Source organism: Niveibacterium sp. COAC-50, assembly GCF_013184235.1.
GTDB lineage: Bacteria > Pseudomonadota > Gammaproteobacteria > Burkholderiales > Rhodocyclaceae > Niveibacterium > Niveibacterium microcysteis.
The window spans coordinates 489252-508821 of the sequence record NZ_JABCJM010000001.1; the positions used below are offsets into that span (position 1 = coordinate 489252).

Here is a 19570-nt window from a genome sequence, read left to right on the forward strand (position 1 = left end):
CTCCCCGTTATCAGGCCGAGATCGCTTCGATGCGAAGCTCGGTGTAGTTCTGACGATGCCCCTGGTGCTTCTGGTAGTGCTTGCGACGGCGCATCTTGAAAATCGTGACCTTGTCGTGACGGCCTTGAGCGATCACGGTGGCCTTCACGGCAGCACCAGCAACCACAGGCGTGCCGATCTTGACCGACTCGCCTTCACCCACGGCCAGAACCTGGTCCAGGGTGATCTCAGCGCCAACGTCCGCAGGTATCTGTTCTACCTTGATCTTTTGGCCGGTGGACACACGATACTGCTTGCCCCCGGTTTTTACGACCGCGTACATGTTGACTCCGTTCTTTACGAACAACTACGTGGAAAAGCCCGCGACTCTAACTTTTTGCGAGAGCTAAGTCAAGGTTTCTAATCGGGTTTTCCTGTTTTGATCGAAGTGCGCGCCTTGACTCGCCGGCCGCCGCTTCCTAGCATTGCGTCTTTTGTCACGCACGGCCGCACCTTGTCGACCCAAGAACTCTACGCGCCGATTGCCGCCGATATGGCTGCGGTTGATGGCGTGATCCGCCAGCGCCTCCATTCCGATGTGGTGCTCATCCGGCAGGTGGCCGAGTACATCATCGCAGCGGGTGGCAAGCGCTTGCGCCCGGCTTTGCTCCTCTTCGTGGCCAACGCGCTTGGCTATCGAGGCGTCCATCACCATGAACTGGCGGCGGTGGTTGAATTCATTCACACCGCGACCTTGCTTCACGACGACGTCGTGGACGAATCCGCATTGCGTCGTGGCAACAGCACCGCCAACGCAATGTTTGGTAACGCCGCTGCGGTGCTGGTGGGCGACTTCTTGTATTCGCGCGCCTTCCAGATGATGGTGGGCGTGGACGACATGCGCGTGATGCGGGTGTTGGCGGATGCGACCAACGTCATCGCAGAGGGGGAGGTGCTTCAACTCCTCAATGTCCGTAACGTGGATGTGACGGTCGAAGACTACCTTCGCGTGATTCGCTACAAGACCGCCATGCTGTTTGAGGCAGCTGCTCGGCTCGGCGCAATCCTGGGTGGGTTGGATGAGGCTGGGCAGGAGTCGCTGGCAAGCTTTGGTCGCCACATCGGCACCGCGTTCCAGTTGGTGGATGACGTGCTGGACTACTCCGGTGACGAGGCTCATACCGGCAAGCATGTTGGCGACGATCTTGCCGAGGGCAAGCCGACATTGCCCCTGATTCATGTGATGCGCCATGGCTCGCAGGAACACGCCGACGCGGTGCGCCATGCGATCACCGAAGGGGGGCGCGAATCCTACCCTGCAGTGATGGCGGCGATCCGCGCCACTGATGCGCTGGAGCGCACGCGCCAAGCGGCGGTGGAGGAGGTTGCGCTGGCAAAAGCGGGTCTCGTTGCATTGCCCCCTTCACATTTCAAAGATTCGCTGCTACAATTGTCGGACTTTGCAGTTGCGAGAGATCACTGATCGGTCGCAGCAAGAAAAACGGGGTGTAGCTTAGCCTGGTAGAGCGCTACGTTCGGGACGTAGAGGCCGGAGGTTCGAATCCTCTCACCCCGACCAGGTTTCATGAAAAACGCCGGCTTTATGCCGGCGTTTTTTCGTTTGTGCGAAAATATTTATATTTTCTGACAAATTTGTCGGTTTTGTTTGCTTGTGTCGTAGTTGCTATGCCATTCGTTGGGGTGTGATGTGGTCGTCAGGCGATCATCGCCTGGGATAATTTGCCCCTCGATTGATTGTGGAGTTCGTGAGCGATTGCATCGCCGCGGCACCGGCGATTAGCAAACAATCCGAACTTTTTTGCGCCGACTCTTGGCGCTGTGGCAACTCGATGCGCGCACCCGTATCAATCTTTGCTGTCTTTTGTCTGCCGATGCGCGCCCGCGCAGCGTTGGGTGCGGGCTGGGCGTTTGCGGGTGTTGTGTGATGTCGGGTTTGCTAAGCGTGTCGTCCTGGACGGCGTGGGCGCCCGGCTTGCCGGATCGCGCTGCGTGGCAGGAGTGGGCCGGCGGCCTTCGCACGCTTGAGTCCACCGGTGAGCCCGCGCTGCCGGAGATTCCGGCAATGCTGCGACGCCGGGCTGATCGACTGGCGCGTATGACTTTGCGCGCCGCGTTCGATGTTCTGGGTGATCGAACCGGTTTGCCGGTCGTGTACGTGTCGAGACATGGATCGGTCGGCCGTTCCGCAGAGTTGCTCGAGGCACTTGCGCGAGGTGAGGCCTTGTCGCCGGCCGGCTTTGCTGCGTCGGTGCACAACGCGGCGCCTGGTTTGCTCGGCATCGTGCGCAAGGATTCGGCGCCGTATACGGCGCTCGCTGCTGAGACGGGCGGGGTCTTCGCGATGCTCGGCGAAGTGATGGCCTTTCTGTCTGATGGTCATGCCGAAGTTCTGGCGATTCTGAGTGATGAGCCGGTACCTGGCTGCTATTCAAGTTATGTAACCGAGCCTGAGTTCCCTGCCGCTTGGGCGGGTATTTTCCGGCTTGGCACCGGCACCGGTCTGACGCTGTCGCAAGCGGCGGTGCCAACGCCCGCGTATTCCGAACCAGAGGTGCTGGCTTGGACGCGGTGGTTGGCCGGCGACACCGTTTCATTCGACTGCGCTCGCGGGTGGCAGGTGCGGCGTGTCTAGTCCGTTTAATCGCGCTTGGCGGATCTTCGCGACCGCGTTCTGCTTCTCGAGTTTCGGGCTCGGCGGGCTGGTGCTTGGGCTGTTGATCTTCCCGCTGATTCGCATCGCGGTTTGGGAGCGGAACGCGCGCCGCTGCATTTCACGCAACGTGATCCGCTTCGCATTCCAAGTGTTCGTCGCGCAGATGCGCGTGATGGGCATCTATACGTATGAACTTCGGAACGTCGAACGGCTGCAGCGAGACGGGCTCCTGGTTGTTGCGAACCATCCGACCTTGATCGACGTCGTGTTCTTAATGTCGCTGGTGCGCAATGCTGATTGCGTGGTGAAGGCGGCGTTGTGGCGTAATCCGTTCACTCGCGGCCCGGTCCAGGCTGCTGACTATGTAAGCAATGGTTCCGGCCCGGAAGTCGTCGATGCCTGCATCGCGTCGGTCCGTAACGGCAGCAACCTGATCATCTTCCCGGAAGGTACGCGCACGGTGCCAGGGTGCCCGCTCTCGTTTCAGCGCGGCGCCGGAAACCTTGCGGTACGGGGTGCGCTTGCGCTGACACCGGTCTATATCCAGTGCAGCCCGATCATGCTGACCAAGGGGGAGAAGTGGTATCGAGTGCCGCTTCGGCCGCCGCATTTTGTGTTTTCCGTGGGGGAAGACATACCCGTCACCCCCTACCTGCGTCCCGATTTGCCTCTTGCTCTCGCGGCCCGGCATCTGACACAGGATCTCGAACGGCATTTCGCCCAGGAGTTGTTGCGCCATGGATGAGTTGTACAAAGAAATCAAACAGATGATCATCGACTGCCTCGACCTCGAGGACATCTCGGTCGACGATATCGACACCGATGCACCGCTGTTCGGCGATGGGCTGGGCCTCGATTCGATCGATGCGCTTGAGCTTGGCGTCGCGCTGCAGAAACATTACGGAATCACGCTGTCAGCTGATTCGAACGAGACGCGCGCGCACTTCGCCAGCGTTGCCGCACTCGCCGAGTTGGTCAAGGCGCGCCGGCGTACGCAGGAGGCTGTATGAACCGCGAGCAGATTTATGCCTGGATCGTGGGCGTGCTTCACGACACTTTCGAGATCGATCCGGCCGACGTGAAACCGGAATCGAATCTCTACACGGATCTCGATATCGACTCGATCGATGCGGTTGATCTCATGCTCCGCGCCAAGGAGCTGACCGGCAAGCGTATGCAGCCCGAGGTCTTCAAGACGGTCCGTACCGTGCAGGACGTGGTGGATGCGCTTTACGGTGTGATGGCCGAAGCCGCCTGACGCACGATGCCCAACGGCGTGCTCGCGCTCTTCGCGATCCTGTATCCGCTCGCGCTTGCGTTTGGCCAGCGCTGGGTGTCGCCTCGCTGGCTGGCGGCTGCGCTGCTGGTCGCGGCCCTGACACGCCTCGTCGTCGGTCCGCGCGATCGTATGGCGTGGACGTGGGTCGGTGCGGCAACGCTGATCGCCGGCTATGCGTTGCTTTCCAATGACGCACTGCCGCTGCGCTTCTACCCCTTGGCGATCAACCTTGGCTTGCTTGCGGTGTTCGGCTGGAGCCTGCTGCATCCGCCAACCGTCATCGAGCGTTTCGCGCGCCTGCAAGAGCCGGATCTTCCGGACGCAGCAGTGCCCTATGTCCGGCGCGTGACGCAGGTTTGGTGCGGCTTCTTCGTGATAAACGGCAGCATCTCGCTCGCGACAGCGCTGTGGGCTTCGGACGCGATCTGGGCTTTGTACAACGGTTGCCTGTCTTACGTCGCGATGGGGCTTTTGTTTGCCGCGGAATGGGTGGTCCGTCAGCGCGTCAAGCGGAGGCTTGCCGGTGCTTGATCGCCTTTCGAGCGCGCTGTTACAGGCGCGCGTGCCTGAGACGCCGTTCGCGCTCAGCCACGGCAGCCTCGTTTCCTGGGGGATGTTCCTCGCGCGTGTACGCGCGTGGGCCGCGCGCCTGGGCGAGATGCCGGGCGCGCGATGGGGGCTTTACTGCGACGACGTCGATGAAGCCGCCGTGCGCCTATTCGGTGCCTGGGCGGCCGGCAAAACGGTCGTACTGCCGGGTGACCTTCTGCCGGCGACACTTCAGCGCTTGCAAGGAGAGGTCGACGGCTGGCTGGCCGGCCCAGCGAGCGCGATCGCAGAGCCCGCGCCGGCTGATTTCGCCCTCGCGGCGCTTGATGGCGAACTGCCAGCCTTGGTCGTCTTCACATCGGGCACCAGCGGCGCGCCGGTGGCAATCGAAAAACGACTGCGCCAACTGGCTGCCGAACTCGCCGTCATTGAGTCGACCTGGGGTGGGGCGGCAGCCGATGCAACGATCGTGGGCACAGTCTCCCACCAGCACCTTTACGGGCTGCTGTTTCGTTTGCTGTGGCCCGTGGTCAGTAGTCGCGTGCTGCTCGCCCAGCAACTGCTGTATCCCGAGGCCGTCGCCGCCGCATTGACGGACCACGATGCGGTGCTGGTGTCGAGCCCCGCTTTTCTGCGACGCTGGCCCGAAGCGCTGGCGCTGCATGCGCTGCCACCAACGCCGCGCATTGTCTTTTCGTCGGGCGGGCCGCTGGCGCGGGACGCTTCGCTCGCGGTGCGCGGCACCCTTGGTGTGCCCGTGATCGAGGTCTATGGCAGCTCCGAGACGGGTGGCATCGCGTGGCGGAGCCAGTCCGATGCGGCGCTTGATGCGGTGTGGCACCAGCACGGCTGTGTTGACCTTGAATTCGCGGAGACTGGACTGCGTCTGCGCTCTCCTTTCATGCCCGACCCTGCTGCGTGGTACGACACTGCCGATCGTGCGCAGCCAATCGGGGCGGGCTTCCGTTTGCTGGGTCGCGCCGACCGTATCGTGAAGGTCGAGGAAAAAAGGGTGTCGCTCGACGCGGTTGAGCGCGCACTCACCGGCCAACCTGAAATTGCCGAGGCGCGCTGCTGCGTGCTGCCGGAGGGGCGTTTGGGGGCGGTCATCGTGTTGAGCGAGACCGGGCATGCCGCGCTTGCTCGGCTTGGTCGTGCGGGGCTGCACGGGTACTTGCGCACTGCGATTGCTGGCGATGTCGACTCGCTGGCGCTGCCGCGGCGTTGGCGGCATGTCGAAACGATACCGCTCAACGCGCTGGGCAAGACGCCGCAGGCGCTGCTCGTGGCCTTGTTCGGCGCCTCGGCCGAGCAGCCGGAAGCGCAGGTGCTGTCGGTGAGCGATACCCAAGCGGTCGTCGCGTTGGAGGTGGCGGCCTCACTCGCTGCCTTTGAAGGGCATTTCCCCGATACGCCGATCCTGCCGGGTGTCGTACAGCTCGATTGGGCGATGCGCTGGGCACAGGAAATGTTCGGCATTGCGGCGCCATTCCGCGGTGTTGATGCCCTGAAGTTCCAGCACGTCGTGCGCCCCGGTTGCCGCTTGGTGTTGTCACTTGAGCATTTGCCTGCGAAGGCGGCCGTGGCCTTTCGAATCACCGATGGCGAACGCCCTTGTGCGAGTGGCCGCCTGATGTTTGGAGCTGCGCGGTGAAGTGCTGCGCCGTGATCCCGGTCTACAACCACGAGCATGCGGTGGGCGGCGTGGTGGCGGCCCTGCGCGCGCAGCGCCTGCCCGTCTTGATGGTGGATGACGGCAGCCGCGCCGAGTGCGCAGCGGTGCTAGACGCTCTGGCGGCGGCTGACGCTCAAGTGACGGTGCTGCGCCGGCAACAGAACGGCGGCAAGGGCGCGGCGGTGTCCGACGGCCTTTGCGCTGCCCATGCGGCAGGCTACACGCACGCCCTGCAGATCGATGCCGACGGCCAGCATGACACGGCTGACGTGCCGCGTTTTCTCGCCGAAGCCGAATCTGCGCCCGACCACGCGATCATCGGTTGCCCGGTCTATGACGCCAGTGTGCCGAAAGGGCGTCTCTACGGGCGCTACGCCACGCATGTATGGGTCTGGATCAACACGCTCTCGTTTCGTATCACCGATTCGATGTGCGGATTTCGCGTCTACCCGCTCGATGCGGTGGTGCCGTTGTTGCAGCGCACCCGCATCGGACGCCGCATGGACTTCGATGTTGAGGTTCTGGTTAGGCTGGACTGGGCCGGCCTGCCGATCCGAAACGTGCCAACCCATGTGCGCTATCCGGAAGGTGGGGTGTCGCACTTCCGCCCGCTGGCGGACAACTTGGCGATTTCGTGGATGCACACGCGCCTGTTCTTCGGCATGTTGCCGAGGGCGCCGCGCCTGCTGCTGCGGCACTTCCGGAGTGCAGCATGAATCGTCCGCAGGCGAGCCCCGCGCCCGGGGCAGGGCAGCCGCCTGCGCGCGGCGCACGGCATTGGGCGCAGATGGACGAGGTGGGCTTCATCTTCGGCATGCGGCTGCTCTATCGCCTGCATCGCGCGCTGGGGCGCCTGCCGTTCCAGCTGGCGCTGTACCCGGTGGTTTTTGTCTATTGGCTGAGTGCGCGCAGCGCACGTGAAGCGTCGCTGGCCTACATCGAGCGCTTGCGGGCGAGTGGCGTCGAGCCCGGGCGCTGGGCATCGCTGCGCCACTTCGTGGCCTTCGCCGAGTGCATTCTTGACAAGCTGATGGTCTGGAATGGCGGACTCGACCCGGCGCGCTGCATCGTCGAGGGGGCCGAATTGTGTGCCGAGGCGTTTCGCGCGCGACGCGGTGGCCTCATTGTCACCGCTCATCTCGGCAACTTCGAGGCCAGCCGGGCGCTGGCGTCGAGCTACCATGACGCCCGCAAGATCCATGTGCTGGTGCACACGCGGCACGCGGCGCGCTTCAACCGGCTGATGGCCGAACTCAATCCGGACAGCCAGCTCAACCTGATTCAGGTGACCGAACTGGATCCGGCGATGGCCATGTTCCTCGCGGAGCGCGTTGCCGACGGCGACTTCATCGTGATGACTGGCGATCGTGTGCCGGTGACGCAGGATGCAGGGGTGCTCGAAGCCCCGTTTCTCGGCAAGGCCGCGCCATTTCCGATCGGCCCCTGGGTGCTGGCAGCGGTGCTGGGCGTACCGGTGTTCCTGATGTGGCCGACCGCCGAGGGCAAGGGTTTTCGCGTGCGTTTCGAGCGCTTCCGCGATCGCATCGTGCTGCCGCGGCGCAACCGCGAAGCGGCCTTGCAGCCGCTGGTGCAGGAGTTCGCCGCGCGCCTTGAGGCGGAAACGCGACGCACGCCGTTGCAGTGGTTCAACTTTTTCGATTTCTGGGCGCGCCCCGTGCGCGTGACACATGACTCGCAAGCCTGATTCCGCCATCCGCGTCGGTGGCTCCCGCATCCATACGGTCGACGTGGTCGCCGCCAGTCAGCGGCGCGCTGCCGTGGCGCTCGATCCCGCTCCAGCCTTCCGTGATCGCATCGAACGCGGCGCTGCCTTCCTTGACCGCCTGCTGGCGGAAGACGGCGTGATCTACGGCGTGACGACCGGCTACGGCGATTCCTGCACCGTCACGATCCCGCCTGCACTGGTCGCGGAGTTGCCGCACCATCTTTTCACCTACCACGGCTGCGGGCTGGGGCGCTGGCTCACGCCGGAAGAAACACGTGCAGTGCTGGTGGCGCGCCTGACCTCGTTGGCTCAGGGCTTTTCGGGCGTGAGTTGGGGCCTGCTTCGGCAGATCGAAACCCTGCTGGCGCAGGACATCCTGCCGTTGATTCCCGCCGAAGGCTCCGTCGGCGCGAGCGGTGATCTGACGCCGCTCTCGTATGTTGCTGCGGTGCTGTGTGGCGAGCGCCAGGTGTGGGTCGAAGGTTCGATCCGCAACACAGCCGATGTCTTTGCCGAACGCGGCATCACGCCGCTGCGCCTGCGCCCGAAAGAGGGGCTGGCGATCATGAACGGCACTGCGGTGATGACAGGCCTGGCTTGCCTCGCGATTGAGCGCGCCGAATACCTTGCGCGGCTGGCTACGCGCATGACCGGGCTGGCCTGCCTTGCACTCGACGGAAACGCCCACCATTTCGACGAGACGCTGTTCTCGGTGAAGCCGCATGCCGGCCAGCAGGGTGTGGCGGCACGCTTGCGCGCCGATCTGCATTCCGATCGCCCGCCGCGCAACGAGAAGCGCCTGCAGGATCGCTACTCGATCCGCTGTGCGCCGCATGTGATCGGGGTGCTGGAAGATGCGCTGCCATTCCTGCGCACGACGCTGGAAAACGAACTCAACAGCGCAAACGACAACCCGATCATCGATCCGGATGGTGAACAGGTGCTGCACGGCGGCCACTTCTACGGCGGCCATGTCGCATTTGCGATGGATAGCCTGAAGAACCTCGTCGCGAACCTCGCCGACCTGATGGACCGCCAGATGGCGTTGCTGGTCGATACCCGCTTCAACCATGGGCTACCGTCCAACCTGTCCGGTGCCAGCGGCGAGCGCGCGCCGATCAACCACGGCCTCAAGGCGCTGCAGATTTCGCTGTCGGCCTGGACTGCCGAAGCGCTGAAGCTGACGATGCCGGCCTCGGTGTTCTCGCGCTCGACCGAGTGCCATAACCAGGACAAGGTCAGCATGGGCACGATCGCTGCGCGCGATGCGTTGCGTGTGCTGGAACTGGTGGAGCAGGTGGCGGCCGGGCATCTGATCGCAGTGCGCCAGGGCGTCGCGCTGCGGCGCGCGCAGCAGGCCGTCGAGCTGACGGAAGAACTCGGCGAGTTCGTTGCCGACCTTGATCAGTTGATTCCTTTCGTAGCCGAAGATCGCGCGCTCGACGCTGACTTGCATCGCGTGCTCGGGGCGCTGCGCAGCCAGCGCTGGGGGCTGTATGCGTGACAACTGGCAGGCCGAGATCGAGATCGAGGTGCCTTTCCACGACCTCGACCCGATGGAAGTCGTCTGGCATGGTAACTATGTGCGTTACTTCGAACGCGCCCGCCATGCCTTGCTGCAGGGCCTGGACTACGACTATCCGCAGATGCGTGATTCGGGCTATGCCTGGCCTGTGATCGACATGTCGGTCCGTTACGCACGCCCTGCACGTTTTGCGCAGCGCCTGCGCGTGTCTGCCCGCATCGTCGAATGGGAAAACCGGCTGCGCATCCGTTACGAAGTGCGTGATGCAGCCAGCGGCGAGCGCTTGACCAAGGGCGAGACGATCCAGGTGGCGGTGGAGATCGCCAACGGCGAGATGTGTTTCGTCTCGCCGCCGGTCCTGTTTGAGAAGCTTGGGGTGAGCCTGTGATTCGCTTGTTGTGTGCGTTGAGCCTGTCGCTGGTGGCCACCGTTGCGCATGCGGCCGACCCGTTGGTCGACAAGGTGCGTGGCTTGTTGCAGCAGCCACCGGTGGTGAGCGGCCGCTTTGAACAGGTGCGTGAGCTGAGTGGTTTTCCGAAGCCAGTCGCTTCGCGGGGGCGCTTCATCGTCGCCCGCGACCGCGGCGTGTTGTGGCAGACCGAAGCCCCGTTCGCGAGCAGCGTGCGGCTCACCAAGGGGGAGATCCTGCAGAAGGCGGGCGACACGGTGACGATGCGCATGTCGGCGGACAAGGAGCCCGCGGTGCGCGCGATCAACGGCGTGATGTTCGCGCTGCTCTCTGGCGATATCGCTCAGCTCGAACAGCGTTTCACGGTAACCGGCAAGGTCGACGGCAATCGCTGGTCCTTGAGCCTTGCGCCGCGCGAAGCGTCGATGGCGCAGGTGTTGTCGAAGATCGATCTCGCGGGGCAACGCTTCGTCGAATCGGTGGACATGCTCGACGCCAACGGTGACCGCACCCGTATTCGCCTGCTTGATATCGTGCCGGCAGCGGCGTTGGGCAAGGCCGAGGCCGCGCAGTTTGACTGATTCACCCTCCGCCCCCCACGTTCGCGACGAAGTCTCGTGGCTGCCGGAAGGTGGCTGGCGTGCGCTCGCCTGCGTGTGGCTGCTGCTCGTGCTTGCCGCCTGCGCGCACTTGGGCTGGCTCTGGCAGGTAGAGCGGCCAAGGCCGGATTCCGACGTGATGGCGTTGTTGCCGCAGGACGACCGTGACCCGGTCGCCGAGGCGGCTTTTGCGCGCATGGCCTCGTCGGCCGAACGGCGTGTGGTGGTGATGGTTGGCGCGCGCGACGCAGCGACCACGCGCAAGGCCGTGGATGCGTGGCTGAGCGGGCTCGACGGTGTGCCGGCATCGGTGCGCCACCGGGTCAGCGGTGGAGACCTCGCCGCATGGCGCGCTTTTCTTGCGCCATATCGCGGCGGCCTGATCAGCGATGCGGGTCGGGGCGTGCTCGCTCAGGGTGCCGACAAACAGGCGGACCATGCGCTGGCGCGACTCTTCTCGCCCGCGGGCGGTGGTGGTCTGGCCTGGCGCGAAGATCCGCTCGGCTTGTTCGGCGAGTGGATGATGGATCAGGCCGGTGGGCAGCGCGTGCGCACCGTTGATGGCCGCCTGTGGGTGTCAGCGGAAGGGCGTGAATGGGGCGTCGTGCTGCTGACGCTGAAGGAGGGCGCTTTCTCGCTCGACGCGCAGCAAAGCCTGATGGAACACCTCGGCCTGGCCCGGCAGCGCGCCGTGGGTGCCGCGCCGGATGCCGAGATCCTGATCGCCGGTGTGGCGCCGATTGCTGCGGTGATCGCGAGCGAGGCGCGCAATGAATTCGCCGCGATCGGTCTCGGCTCGACCATCGGCGTGACCCTGCTGGTGTTCCTGATCTTCCGCCGCCCGGGTGCCTTGGTGCTATCGCTGTTGCCGCTGTTCATCGGCACTCTCTGTGCAATGAGCGCCACCTGGCTGGTCTTCGAGCGTGTGCATGTGCTGACGCTGGTGTTCGGCGCCAGCCTTATCGGCGTCGGCGTTGATTACGGTGTGCACTTTCTCGCCGCCGGCATTGGCGAGCAGCCCTTCGACCCGAAGCGCCGGCGCGACCAGCTCAACCCGGGGCTCTGGCTGGCGATGGTGACGACGGTGCTGGCCTATGTCGCGCTCGCGTTGGCACCCTTTCCTGGATTGCGCCAAATGGCGCTGTTCTCAGGCGCCGGCCTCGTTGCCGCGTGGCTCACTGTGATCCTGTGGTTTCCCTATCTTCAGCGGCGCGCCACGCATGGCACAAGCGTTGGCACCTGGATGGGGCATCTGCGAGCGATCTGGCCGACGTTTGGGCGTGGGCCGATGGGCATTGCGATGGCACTTGCCACCTTGACCGTGCTGGTACTCGGACTCGCGCAGATCAAGGTTCAGGACGACGTGCGTGCGCTGCAGTCGGCGCCGCCGACCTTGCTGGCAGAGCAGGCACACGTTGCGCAACTCGCCGGCGTGCCGAGTCCAGCGCAGTTCTTCGTGGTGCAGGCGAGCAGCGCGGAAGCGGTGCTGCAGGCGCAGGAGGCGCTGGCAGCGCGCCTGGCCGCTCGTGTTGCCGACGGCACGCTGAGCGGCTACGACATGCTCGCCCGACACATTCCATCGCAAGCCCGGCAAGCAGCCGATTGTGCAGCGCTGCAAACGGTGTATCGCGCGCCGCAATGGCGCGAGCGCATCGAGGCGACCACCGGTTTCGACCCGGCGCTGATGGCCGATCGACTGGCCTGCAAACCGCTGGCTTTCGACGACTGGCTCAAGCATCCGGTGTCCGAGCCCTTCCACAGCCTATGGCTGGGCCGAATCGGCGCGCAGTTCGCAGGGGTCGTGCTGTTGAGCGGCGTGACCGGGGCCGCATCGCTGGATCGTCTGCGCACGCTGGGCGAGGGGATTCCCGGCGTGAGCTGGGTCGACAAGCCGGGCCGCATATCGAGCGTCATCGCGCGTTACCGCGGGCTGATGAGCGGCGTGATCGTACTTGGCTACCTCGGCTCCTTCTGGCTGCTGTGGCGTCGCTACGGCCGCGAAACCTGGCGTGCGGTGGTGCCGACTGTGCTGGCGAGTTTGCTTGCGGCTGCTGCGCTGGGCATCGCTGGCCTGCCATTTCAGCTGTTCGCAGTGCTGGGGCTGTTCATCGTGCTCGGCATGGGCATCGACTACGGCATCTTCCTGCTCGAGCATCCGCGCAATGACGATGGGAATCCGTGGCTCGCCGTCACACTGTCTGCATTCAGTACCCTGCTGTCGTTCGGCTTGCTCGCGCTGTCGCACACCCCGGCGCTGCGGGTCTTTGGCTTGGTGTGTCTGGTCGGCGTAGGCGCATCGTGGCTGCTGGCGCCGGCTTTCGCGCGCAAGGAGCGGGCATGAGGCGCTGGCTGCTGGCCTTGCTGACGTTGCTTGCGGCGTGCGCCGGGCCGTCACCCAATGAAGTGCCGCTGGGTTACGTTGCACCGGCTGCCTTTGGCCGCACGCTGACGCTGACGCAGCAGATCACCGTGGTCGCCATGGGCGAATCGCGCAGTTTCGAGGCGGTGGTGGCCATCGATCCGGAGCGCATCGACCTTGCTGCGCTGGCGATGGGGCGTCGGATGATCGCCGTGCATCTGGACGCCGGCGGGCTGCGTGAAGACCGCAGTCCGCTGGTGCCCGAGGCAGTGTCGGGAGCGCGTATCCTGCGCGACCTGCAGCTGGCGTACTGGCCGCGCGAGGCGCTCGCGGCGGCCCTGCCAGCTGGCTGGTCGGTGGAGGAGGGGGCGCATAGCCGCGACGTGCTGCTCAACGGCGCGACCATCCTGCATATCGAGTATTCCGGCGAGCCTCGCTGGCGGGGGCGGACAACGCTTGAGCACCGCCGCTTTGGCTATCGCCTGACGATTGATTCTGAAGAAGCATGAGCACGATCTATCTGAACCACCTGGGCCTGCTGTGCGCGTTGGGCGATAGCCCGAGCGAAGTAGCCGCCGCGCTGCAAGCAGGGGAATCGCCGGGCATGCGCATGCGAGAGGGCTACCTTGCCGGGCGCGAGGTGATGGTCGGCGAGGTACGGGCGGCGCTGCCGTCGGTCGCGCACTTGCCGCTGCGTCAGCGCAGCCGCAACAACGCGCTGATGCTCGCAGCCCTGGCGCAGATCCGCCCGCAGGTCGATGCCGCGATCGCGCGCGTCGGAGGGCATCGCGTGGCCGTGGTGCTCGGCACCAGCACATCCGGCATTGCCGAGGGTGAGCAGGCGATGCGCGAGCGGGTGGCGCAGGGCGAATTCCCGCCGGCATACCACTATGGGCAGCAGGAACTCGGGTCGCCGGCGCAATGCCTTGCCGAGACACTGGGGACTTCTGGCCCGATCTACACGATTTCCACGGCATGTTCGTCGAGTGCGCGTGCGCTGATTTCGGCTGCGCGGCTGTTACGCGCGGGCTTGGCCGATGTGGTGATCGCCGGCGGGGTAGACAGCCTGTGCGCATTCACCGTCAGCGGGTTTGCCGCGCTGGATTCGGTGAGTACCGAGCGCTGTAACCCGTTCTCGCGCAACCGCCACGGCATCAATATCGGCGAAGGCGCCGCGTTGTTCCTGGTGTCCAGTGAGCCGGCTGCGGTGAGCCTTACAGGCTGGGGCGAGAGCGCCGACGCGCACCACATGTCGGCGCCAGACCCGGAAGGGCGCGGTGCGGAAGCTTCGATGCGCGAGGCGCTGCGAAGGGCGGGCCTGGCTCCCGAGAACATCGACTACGTCAATGTGCATGGCACGGCGACGCCGCACAATGACGCGATGGAAGCACCGGCGATTGCGCGTGTGCTGGGAACGTCGGTGCCCGTCAGTTCAACCAAGCCGCTTACCGGCCATACGCTGGGCGCGGCGGGTGCGATCGAGGCTGCACTTGCCTGGCTCGCACTGCAGCCGGACAACGTTGACGGTTGGTTGCCACCGCATCTTTGGGATGGCGAGCCGGATCCGGCGCTCCCGGCCCTTTGCCTGGCTACCGCGGGCACGCGTCTGGGGCGCCGCCCGCGTCATGTGTTGTCGAATTCCTTTGCATTCGGCGGCAACAATGCGAGCCTCATCCTGGGGGCGGAACCATGATGCCTGCAATCGAATCGCTGCTGCCCCATCGTGGGCGCATGCGGCTGGTTGATCGACTCGTCTCGCATGAAGGCGACGCCGTCCTGTGTGAGCTGACGGTTCGCGACGATCCGCTCTTCTGCCACGACGGGAGCGTCGGTGCTTGGGTCGGTATCGAGTACATGGCCCAGACCGTCGCGGCGCTCATTGGCGTGCGGGCGCAGAAGGCGGGTGCGCCGGTGAAGATTGGTTTGCTGTTGGGCGCGCGTCGCTATGTGGCCCATGTGCCGGGGTTTGCGCCGGGCGATGTGCTGCAGGTAGCGGCCTCTCAGGTTTTTCAGGGTGACAACGGGCTGGCGGCGTTCGATGCGCGCATCACGCGCGATGGTGCCGTGGTGGCGGAGGCGACGCTGTCGGCTTTCCAGCCTGACGATGTGAACGTTTTTCTGAAGGGTTCTGAAGCATGAACCGGACGGTTCTTGTCACGGGTTCCAGTCGTGGAATCGGACGTGGTGTGGCGCTGCAGCTTGCGCGCGATGGATTCGACGTTGTGCTGCATTGCCGCAGCAGGCGCGAGGAGGCGCTCGCTGTAGCGGCGGAGATCGAATCACTCGGGCGCGCAGCGCGCGTGCTGCAGTTCGACGTATCCGACCGTGCCGCCGCGCGCGCTGCGTTGGAAGCGGACGTGGGTGCCAACGGCGCCTACTGGGGCGTGGTCCTGAATGCGGGCATCACACGCGACACGGCTTTCCCGGCGATGGCGGATAGCGATTGGGACGCCGTGCTGCGGACCAACCTGGATGGTTTCTACAACGTGCTGCATCCGTTGGTAATGCCGATGGTGCAGCTGCGGCAGGGCGGTCGGATCGTGACGCTCGCCTCTGTCTCAGGTGTCATCGGCAACCGCGGGCAGGTGAACTACAGCGCATCGAAAGCCGGCCTGATCGGCGCGACCAAGGCGCTGTCGCTGGAACTTGCGAAACGTCGTATCACGGTGAACTGCGTTGCGCCGGGGCTGATCGAGACCGACTTGACGAGCGATATACCAGCCGAGATTCGCGACATGATCCCGCTGCGCCGCGCCGGCACGGTGTCGGAAGTCGCCGGTACCGTGGCGTTTTTGATGAGCGAGGCGGCGGCCTACATTACGCGGCAAGTGATCGTGGTGGACGGAGGATTGGCAGGATGAAGCGCGTCGTGATTACCGGCGTGGGGGCAATCAGCCCGCTAGGCCACGACTGGGAAACAGTGTCGGCGCGTCTGAAGGGCTCGCAGAATGCAATCCAGGTGATGGACGACTGGGCTCAGTACGAGGGCCTCAACACACGCCTGGGTGCACCGGCCGCCCCCTTCGAATTGCCGGCCCACTACAACCGTAAAACCACACGAAGCATGGGGCGCAATGCGCTGATGGCCGTGCGTGCCAGCGAAGTTGCGTTGGGTGACGCGGGTCTGCTTGGCGACCCATTGGTGCAGAGCGGCCGCATGGGTATTTCGTATGGCTCGTCCGCCGGTACGCCGAATTCGATGGGCGACTTCGGCAACATGCTTAACAACAAGACGGTCGAAGGCATCAACGCCACCACCTACATCAAGATGATGGCGCACACCGCGCCGGTGAACATCGCGGTCTTCTTCGGCATGACCGGCCGAGTCATCACGACTTCCAGCGCGTGCACCTCCGGCAGCCAGGGCGTGGGCTACGCCTTCGAGGCGATCCGCAGCGGCGCCCAGCTGGCGATGCTCGCAGGCGGTTCGGAGGAACTTTGCGCCACCGAGGCGGCTGTGTTCGACACGCTGTTCGCGACCTGTGTATCGAATGACACCCCGCAGCTCGTGCCACGCCCCTTTGATGCAAAGCGCGATGGCCTGGTGCTTGGCGAAGGTGCCGGCACACTGGTGCTGGAAGAGTACGAACACGCGAAGGCCCGCGGCGCGAAGATCTACGCCGAGATCGTCGGCTTCGGTACCAACTGCGACGGCTCGCATGTCACGAATCCGCGTTCCGAAACCATGGGCCGTGCGATGCTGCTGGCGCTGGAGAGCGCTGGCCTGTCGCCGGACGAGATTGGTTACGTCAACGCACACGGTACGGCGACCGAGCAGGGTGATATTGCCGAGTCGCAAGCGACGGCACGGGTCTTTGGCCGCGCGGTGCCCTTCAGTTCGCTCAAGAGCTACATGGGCCACACCCTCGGCGCCTGCGGCGCGCTGGAGGCCTGGATGTCGGTTCGGATGATGAACGAAGGCTGGTTCTCGCCGACGCTCAACCTCACCGAGATCGATTCGCGCTGCGGCGACCTCGACTACATCCGTGACGGGATCCGCGCGATCGACACCGGCTACGTCATGTCCAACAACTTCGCCTTCGGCGGCATCAACACTTCGTTGATCTTCCGGCGCGTCTGATTCCTGTATTGCCCTGGAGCTTTCATGTACCGCTTTATGCAAGTGCTCGCCATGGTTTTCTTGTTCGGTCTGGCAACCGCTGCTGGCGCCTACCAGACTGAGTTGAAGGATGACTACCAGATCAAGATCTCCACGATCACGACGGTTGCGCTCACCAAGCAACAGGTTCGCGATGCCGTCTTGTCCGGCGGTCTGGCGCACGGCTGGGCGCTCAAGTCGGAGGCGCCCGGTCGTCTTGTGCTCGAACTGGAACACCGCGGCAAATATCGCGTCGAGGTCGCGGTCAGCTATGACGAAACGCAGTACAGCATTACCTATGTTTCCAGCGATAACCTGCGGTACAGCGAGACGGCCGATGGCGCGCGGATGATCGACAACGCCTATTACCGTTGGCTGTCGTCTCTGACAAAGGCGGCCAGCACTGCGCTGCGCAACGTGCGCGCTGCGCCCTGATCGCGGAACTGCGACGAATGTCGTTCTCGATGATTCGCGTGGGTCTGTTCGCGCTGCTACTCGGGGCTGGGTTCTCCAGCAGTGTGTCGGGCGCCGTGCCTGTTCCTTTGGTCAATCCGGCGCCGATCAAGACTGCGACGCTCACCCGCGTTAAGTTGAGCGCACCTCAGGTCCGCGCGGCGATCATCGCGGGCGGCGCAGCCCAAGCATGGATGCTGAAATCCGAGGAAGCGGACCACGTTGTGCTCCGCTTTGAAAAGGGGCGCTATGCGGTGGAGGTCAGGCTGCCGTACTCGGAAGAGGGCTACCGCATTGAGTATCTCAGCAGCCGTAACCTTGACTATCAGATCGCTGAGCTCGATTCGCGTCCGAACGTTTTTCCCGAGATCGGCGTCACGAAGCCGACCGGACCGGTAATACACCCGGCATATACGCGCTGGACCGATGCTCTATCCCGCTCGATCAACGCCTTCATCGTCGGAACGCGCGCGGAGTGACGATCGCAGCTTCCCACTCCGTCTTGCTCGCCTGTCGGGAGGCAACGGGCGACCGCCTTGATGCCGCAATGATCCCTGGCCGGGAAACCGACGCGGCATGATCGTCGCCGGCGGCGCTGACCATGCCAGACAACGCCTGATCGGCATGAACCTGTACTGAATAATGATGAACGCCGTGAATGAACTGTTCCGCCCCCGCAAGTTGTCGGCGCTTGATGCGCAGTACGACGCACAGCGCATCGCTTTTGCGCCAGTCGTATTCCAGTGTGTACGCGTCGCCTGGAAGCGCGGCATGCTGGACGCCCTGGCCGGCGCCGCGAAGGCTGGCTTGACGACGGAAGACCTGGTGCCAATTGGCCGCCTGTCGCGTTATGCGGTTGGCGTGCTGATGGAAACGGCGCTGTCGGCTGGCGTGGTCTCGCGAGACCAAGACCGCTGGTATCTGACCAAGACCGGGCACTTTGTCGTGTCTGACCCGCTGTTCCGCGTCAATGCAGATTTTGTGCACGATGTCTGCTACATCGGCCTCGCGGATCTGGAGGCCTGCCTTGAACAGGAACGCCCCATCGGGCTGCGCGCACTTGGCGACTGGCCCACGATTTACGAGGGGCTCTCGATCCTTCCGGAGCCGGCACGCAAGAGCTGGTTCGATTTCGACCATTACTATTCCGACTCTGCATTCCCGGACGTGCTGCCGCACGTCCTTGCCCATCAGCCTGCGCGGCTCATGGATATTGGGGCGAATACCGGCAAGTTTTCCCGCATGTGCCTGCAGCAGGATCCCGCGCTTCACGTGACGATGCTGGATCTACCTGTGCAGCTCAACGTCGCGCGTCAGACGCTTGCCGATGCTGGCGTGCTTGATCGCGCCACCCCTTACGAAATCGACCTGCTCGACGAGACGGCCGCTTTCCCCGGCGGACAGGACGTGGTCTGGATGAGCCAGTTCCTTTGTTGCTTCTCCGAAGAGAAGATCAGCAGCATCCTTGCACGCGCCGCGGCCGCGTTGGCCGATGGTGGGCGGGTCCTCGTACTGGATACCTTCTGGGACCGCCAGCAGCACGAAGTTGCGGCCTATTGCCTGATCAATACGTCGCCGTATTTCACTGCGCTTGCAAGCGGCAATAGCAAGATGTACGAATCGCGAGCCTTCATTGACTGTGCGCGTCGCGCCGGCCTGCAACTGGCTGACGTCCGTGACGGACTTGGAATTTGCCACTCGCTGCTGTCGTTTGTCCGAGCCTGATTCAGAAACTTCAGGAACTTCACATATGAAACTGTTTCCCTCGATCTCGCGCGCCTTGTGCTTGGCGTTGACTGTTGCAACGCTGGCCGTATTTGCAACCCCTGCGCTTGCCGGACGGAGTACTCCGCTTGTCAATCCGCCGGCAGTGGTGATTCCGGCCACTGCAGGGAAAGCTTGGACCGAGATTGAAGTCCGTGACGCGATCGTAAGAGGCGGTGCCGCCAAGACGTGGGTCTTGAAGTCGGAGCAGCCAGGGCGTGTCGTCCTTGCAGTGGATGTGCGCAGTCGCCATGCCGCTGAGGTGGCGATTACGTACGACGCGAAATCCTACCGTGTGGAATATCTCTCCAGCGTGAACCTGAACTATCGCAAGGCGGAACAGGGCGAGGTGATTCATCCCACGTACATCCGCTGGGTGCGCGGTTTGATGGCTGAGATCAACAAGGGTCTTGGAATCCAGTCCACGCAAGCCGAGCCGGCCGACGCCGACGAACTGTGATCAGCGCGGGCGCGCATGCG

At 64.2% G+C, this 19570-nt stretch carries 23 protein-coding genes and 1 tRNA gene; 23 read left to right on the forward strand and 1 reads right to left on the reverse strand.

Annotation, left to right across the window (positions count from 1 at the left end):
- Window positions 1–10: 10 nt before the first annotated feature.
- A complete protein-coding gene (gene rplU, locus HH302_RS02195) occupies window positions 11–322 on the reverse strand; it encodes a 50S ribosomal protein L21 (protein WP_172197563.1) in 312 nt (103 codons plus the stop codon).
- 171 nt (window positions 323–493) lie between these two features.
- On the opposite strand from rplU, the gene HH302_RS02200 reads away from it, so the two are divergent.
- The 23 genes from HH302_RS02200 to HH302_RS02310 all read left to right on the forward strand — a co-directional run bounded on the left by HH302_RS02200 (window position 494) and on the right by HH302_RS02310 (window position 19550).
- Window positions 494–1462: a polyprenyl synthetase family protein gene (locus HH302_RS02200; protein WP_172197566.1), complete on the forward strand. Its 969-nt coding sequence runs from the start codon at window positions 494–496 to the stop codon at window positions 1460–1462.
- Between the two features lie 19 nt (window positions 1463–1481).
- Window positions 1482–1558, forward strand: a tRNA-Pro gene (locus HH302_RS02205).
- 366 nt (window positions 1559–1924) lie between these two features.
- Window positions 1925–2632 carry a beta-ketoacyl synthase chain length factor gene (locus HH302_RS02210; RefSeq protein WP_172197569.1) on the forward strand — a complete coding sequence of 236 codons (708 nt, stop codon included), beginning with the start codon at window positions 1925–1927 and terminating at the stop codon, window positions 2630–2632.
- 82 nt (window positions 2633–2714) lie between these two features.
- The gene (locus tag HH302_RS02215; RefSeq protein ID WP_216661741.1) at window positions 2715–3398 is read left to right on the forward strand and encodes a 1-acyl-sn-glycerol-3-phosphate acyltransferase; all 684 of its coding nucleotides are present in this window, start codon (window positions 2715–2717) and stop codon (window positions 3396–3398) included.
- Window positions 3391–3663 carry a phosphopantetheine-binding protein gene (locus tag HH302_RS02220; RefSeq protein ID WP_172197575.1) on the forward strand — a complete coding sequence of 91 codons (273 nt, stop codon included), beginning with the start codon at window positions 3391–3393 and terminating at the stop codon, window positions 3661–3663. Before HH302_RS02215 ends, HH302_RS02220 begins: the two co-directional genes overlap by 8 nt.
- On the forward strand, window positions 3660–3911 hold the full coding sequence (locus HH302_RS02225; RefSeq protein ID WP_172197578.1) for an acyl carrier protein: 252 nt from the start codon (window positions 3660–3662) through the stop codon (window positions 3909–3911). The genes HH302_RS02220 and HH302_RS02225 overlap by 4 nt, the downstream gene beginning before the upstream one ends.
- 6 nt (window positions 3912–3917) lie before the next feature.
- On the forward strand, window positions 3918–4463 hold the full coding sequence (locus tag HH302_RS02230) for a hypothetical protein (protein ID WP_172197581.1): 546 nt from the start codon (window positions 3918–3920) through the stop codon (window positions 4461–4463).
- Complete coding sequence (locus HH302_RS02235) at window positions 4456–6135, forward strand: AMP-binding protein (RefSeq protein ID WP_172197584.1); 1680 nt, start codon at window positions 4456–4458, stop codon at window positions 6133–6135. The genes HH302_RS02230 and HH302_RS02235 overlap by 8 nt, the downstream gene beginning before the upstream one ends.
- A complete protein-coding gene (locus HH302_RS02240; protein WP_172197587.1) occupies window positions 6132–6872 on the forward strand; it encodes a glycosyltransferase family 2 protein in 741 nt (246 codons plus the stop codon). The genes HH302_RS02235 and HH302_RS02240 overlap by 4 nt, the downstream gene beginning before the upstream one ends.
- The gene (locus tag HH302_RS02245) at window positions 6869–7861 is read left to right on the forward strand and encodes an acyltransferase (RefSeq protein ID WP_172197590.1); all 993 of its coding nucleotides are present in this window, start codon (window positions 6869–6871) and stop codon (window positions 7859–7861) included. The genes HH302_RS02240 and HH302_RS02245 overlap by 4 nt, the downstream gene beginning before the upstream one ends.
- Window positions 7845–9386, forward strand: a complete 1542-nt coding sequence (hutH, locus tag HH302_RS02250) for a histidine ammonia-lyase (RefSeq protein ID WP_172197593.1) — start codon at window positions 7845–7847, stop codon at window positions 9384–9386. Before HH302_RS02245 ends, hutH begins: the two co-directional genes overlap by 17 nt.
- Window positions 9379–9795 (forward strand): thioesterase family protein, encoded by a 417-nt coding sequence (locus HH302_RS02255; RefSeq protein ID WP_172197596.1) that lies wholly within the window; start codon window positions 9379–9381, stop codon window positions 9793–9795. Before hutH ends, HH302_RS02255 begins: the two co-directional genes overlap by 8 nt.
- A complete protein-coding gene (locus tag HH302_RS02260; protein ID WP_172197599.1) occupies window positions 9792–10397 on the forward strand; it encodes an outer membrane lipoprotein carrier protein LolA in 606 nt (201 codons plus the stop codon). Before HH302_RS02255 ends, HH302_RS02260 begins: the two co-directional genes overlap by 4 nt.
- Window positions 10390–12756: an MMPL family transporter gene (locus HH302_RS02265; protein WP_172197602.1), complete on the forward strand. Its 2367-nt coding sequence runs from the start codon at window positions 10390–10392 to the stop codon at window positions 12754–12756. Before HH302_RS02260 ends, HH302_RS02265 begins: the two co-directional genes overlap by 8 nt.
- Complete coding sequence (locus HH302_RS02270) at window positions 12753–13283, forward strand: DUF3261 domain-containing protein (protein ID WP_172197605.1); 531 nt, start codon at window positions 12753–12755, stop codon at window positions 13281–13283. The genes HH302_RS02265 and HH302_RS02270 overlap by 4 nt, the downstream gene beginning before the upstream one ends.
- Window positions 13280–14467 carry a beta-ketoacyl-[acyl-carrier-protein] synthase family protein gene (locus HH302_RS02275; RefSeq protein ID WP_172197608.1) on the forward strand — a complete coding sequence of 396 codons (1188 nt, stop codon included), beginning with the start codon at window positions 13280–13282 and terminating at the stop codon, window positions 14465–14467. Before HH302_RS02270 ends, HH302_RS02275 begins: the two co-directional genes overlap by 4 nt.
- Window positions 14464–14913: a hotdog family protein gene (locus tag HH302_RS02280; RefSeq protein ID WP_172197611.1), complete on the forward strand. Its 450-nt coding sequence runs from the start codon at window positions 14464–14466 to the stop codon at window positions 14911–14913. Before HH302_RS02275 ends, HH302_RS02280 begins: the two co-directional genes overlap by 4 nt.
- Complete coding sequence (locus HH302_RS02285) at window positions 14910–15635, forward strand: 3-ketoacyl-ACP reductase FabG2 (protein WP_172197614.1); 726 nt, start codon at window positions 14910–14912, stop codon at window positions 15633–15635. Before HH302_RS02280 ends, HH302_RS02285 begins: the two co-directional genes overlap by 4 nt.
- Window positions 15632–16855: a beta-ketoacyl-ACP synthase gene (locus HH302_RS02290; protein WP_172197617.1), complete on the forward strand. Its 1224-nt coding sequence runs from the start codon at window positions 15632–15634 to the stop codon at window positions 16853–16855. The genes HH302_RS02285 and HH302_RS02290 overlap by 4 nt, the downstream gene beginning before the upstream one ends.
- A 24-nt stretch (window positions 16856–16879) precedes the next feature.
- Complete coding sequence (locus tag HH302_RS02295; RefSeq protein WP_172197620.1) at window positions 16880–17308, forward strand: hypothetical protein; 429 nt, start codon at window positions 16880–16882, stop codon at window positions 17306–17308.
- 17 nt (window positions 17309–17325) lie between these two features.
- The gene (locus HH302_RS02300; RefSeq protein WP_172197623.1) at window positions 17326–17805 is read left to right on the forward strand and encodes a hypothetical protein; all 480 of its coding nucleotides are present in this window, start codon (window positions 17326–17328) and stop codon (window positions 17803–17805) included.
- A 175-nt stretch (window positions 17806–17980) separates the two neighbouring features.
- A complete protein-coding gene (locus HH302_RS02305) occupies window positions 17981–19051 on the forward strand; it encodes a class I SAM-dependent methyltransferase (protein WP_216661743.1) in 1071 nt (356 codons plus the stop codon).
- A 25-nt stretch (window positions 19052–19076) separates the two neighbouring features.
- Window positions 19077–19550: a hypothetical protein gene (locus tag HH302_RS02310; RefSeq protein WP_172197629.1), complete on the forward strand. Its 474-nt coding sequence runs from the start codon at window positions 19077–19079 to the stop codon at window positions 19548–19550.
- Window positions 19551–19570 lie beyond the last annotated feature (20 nt).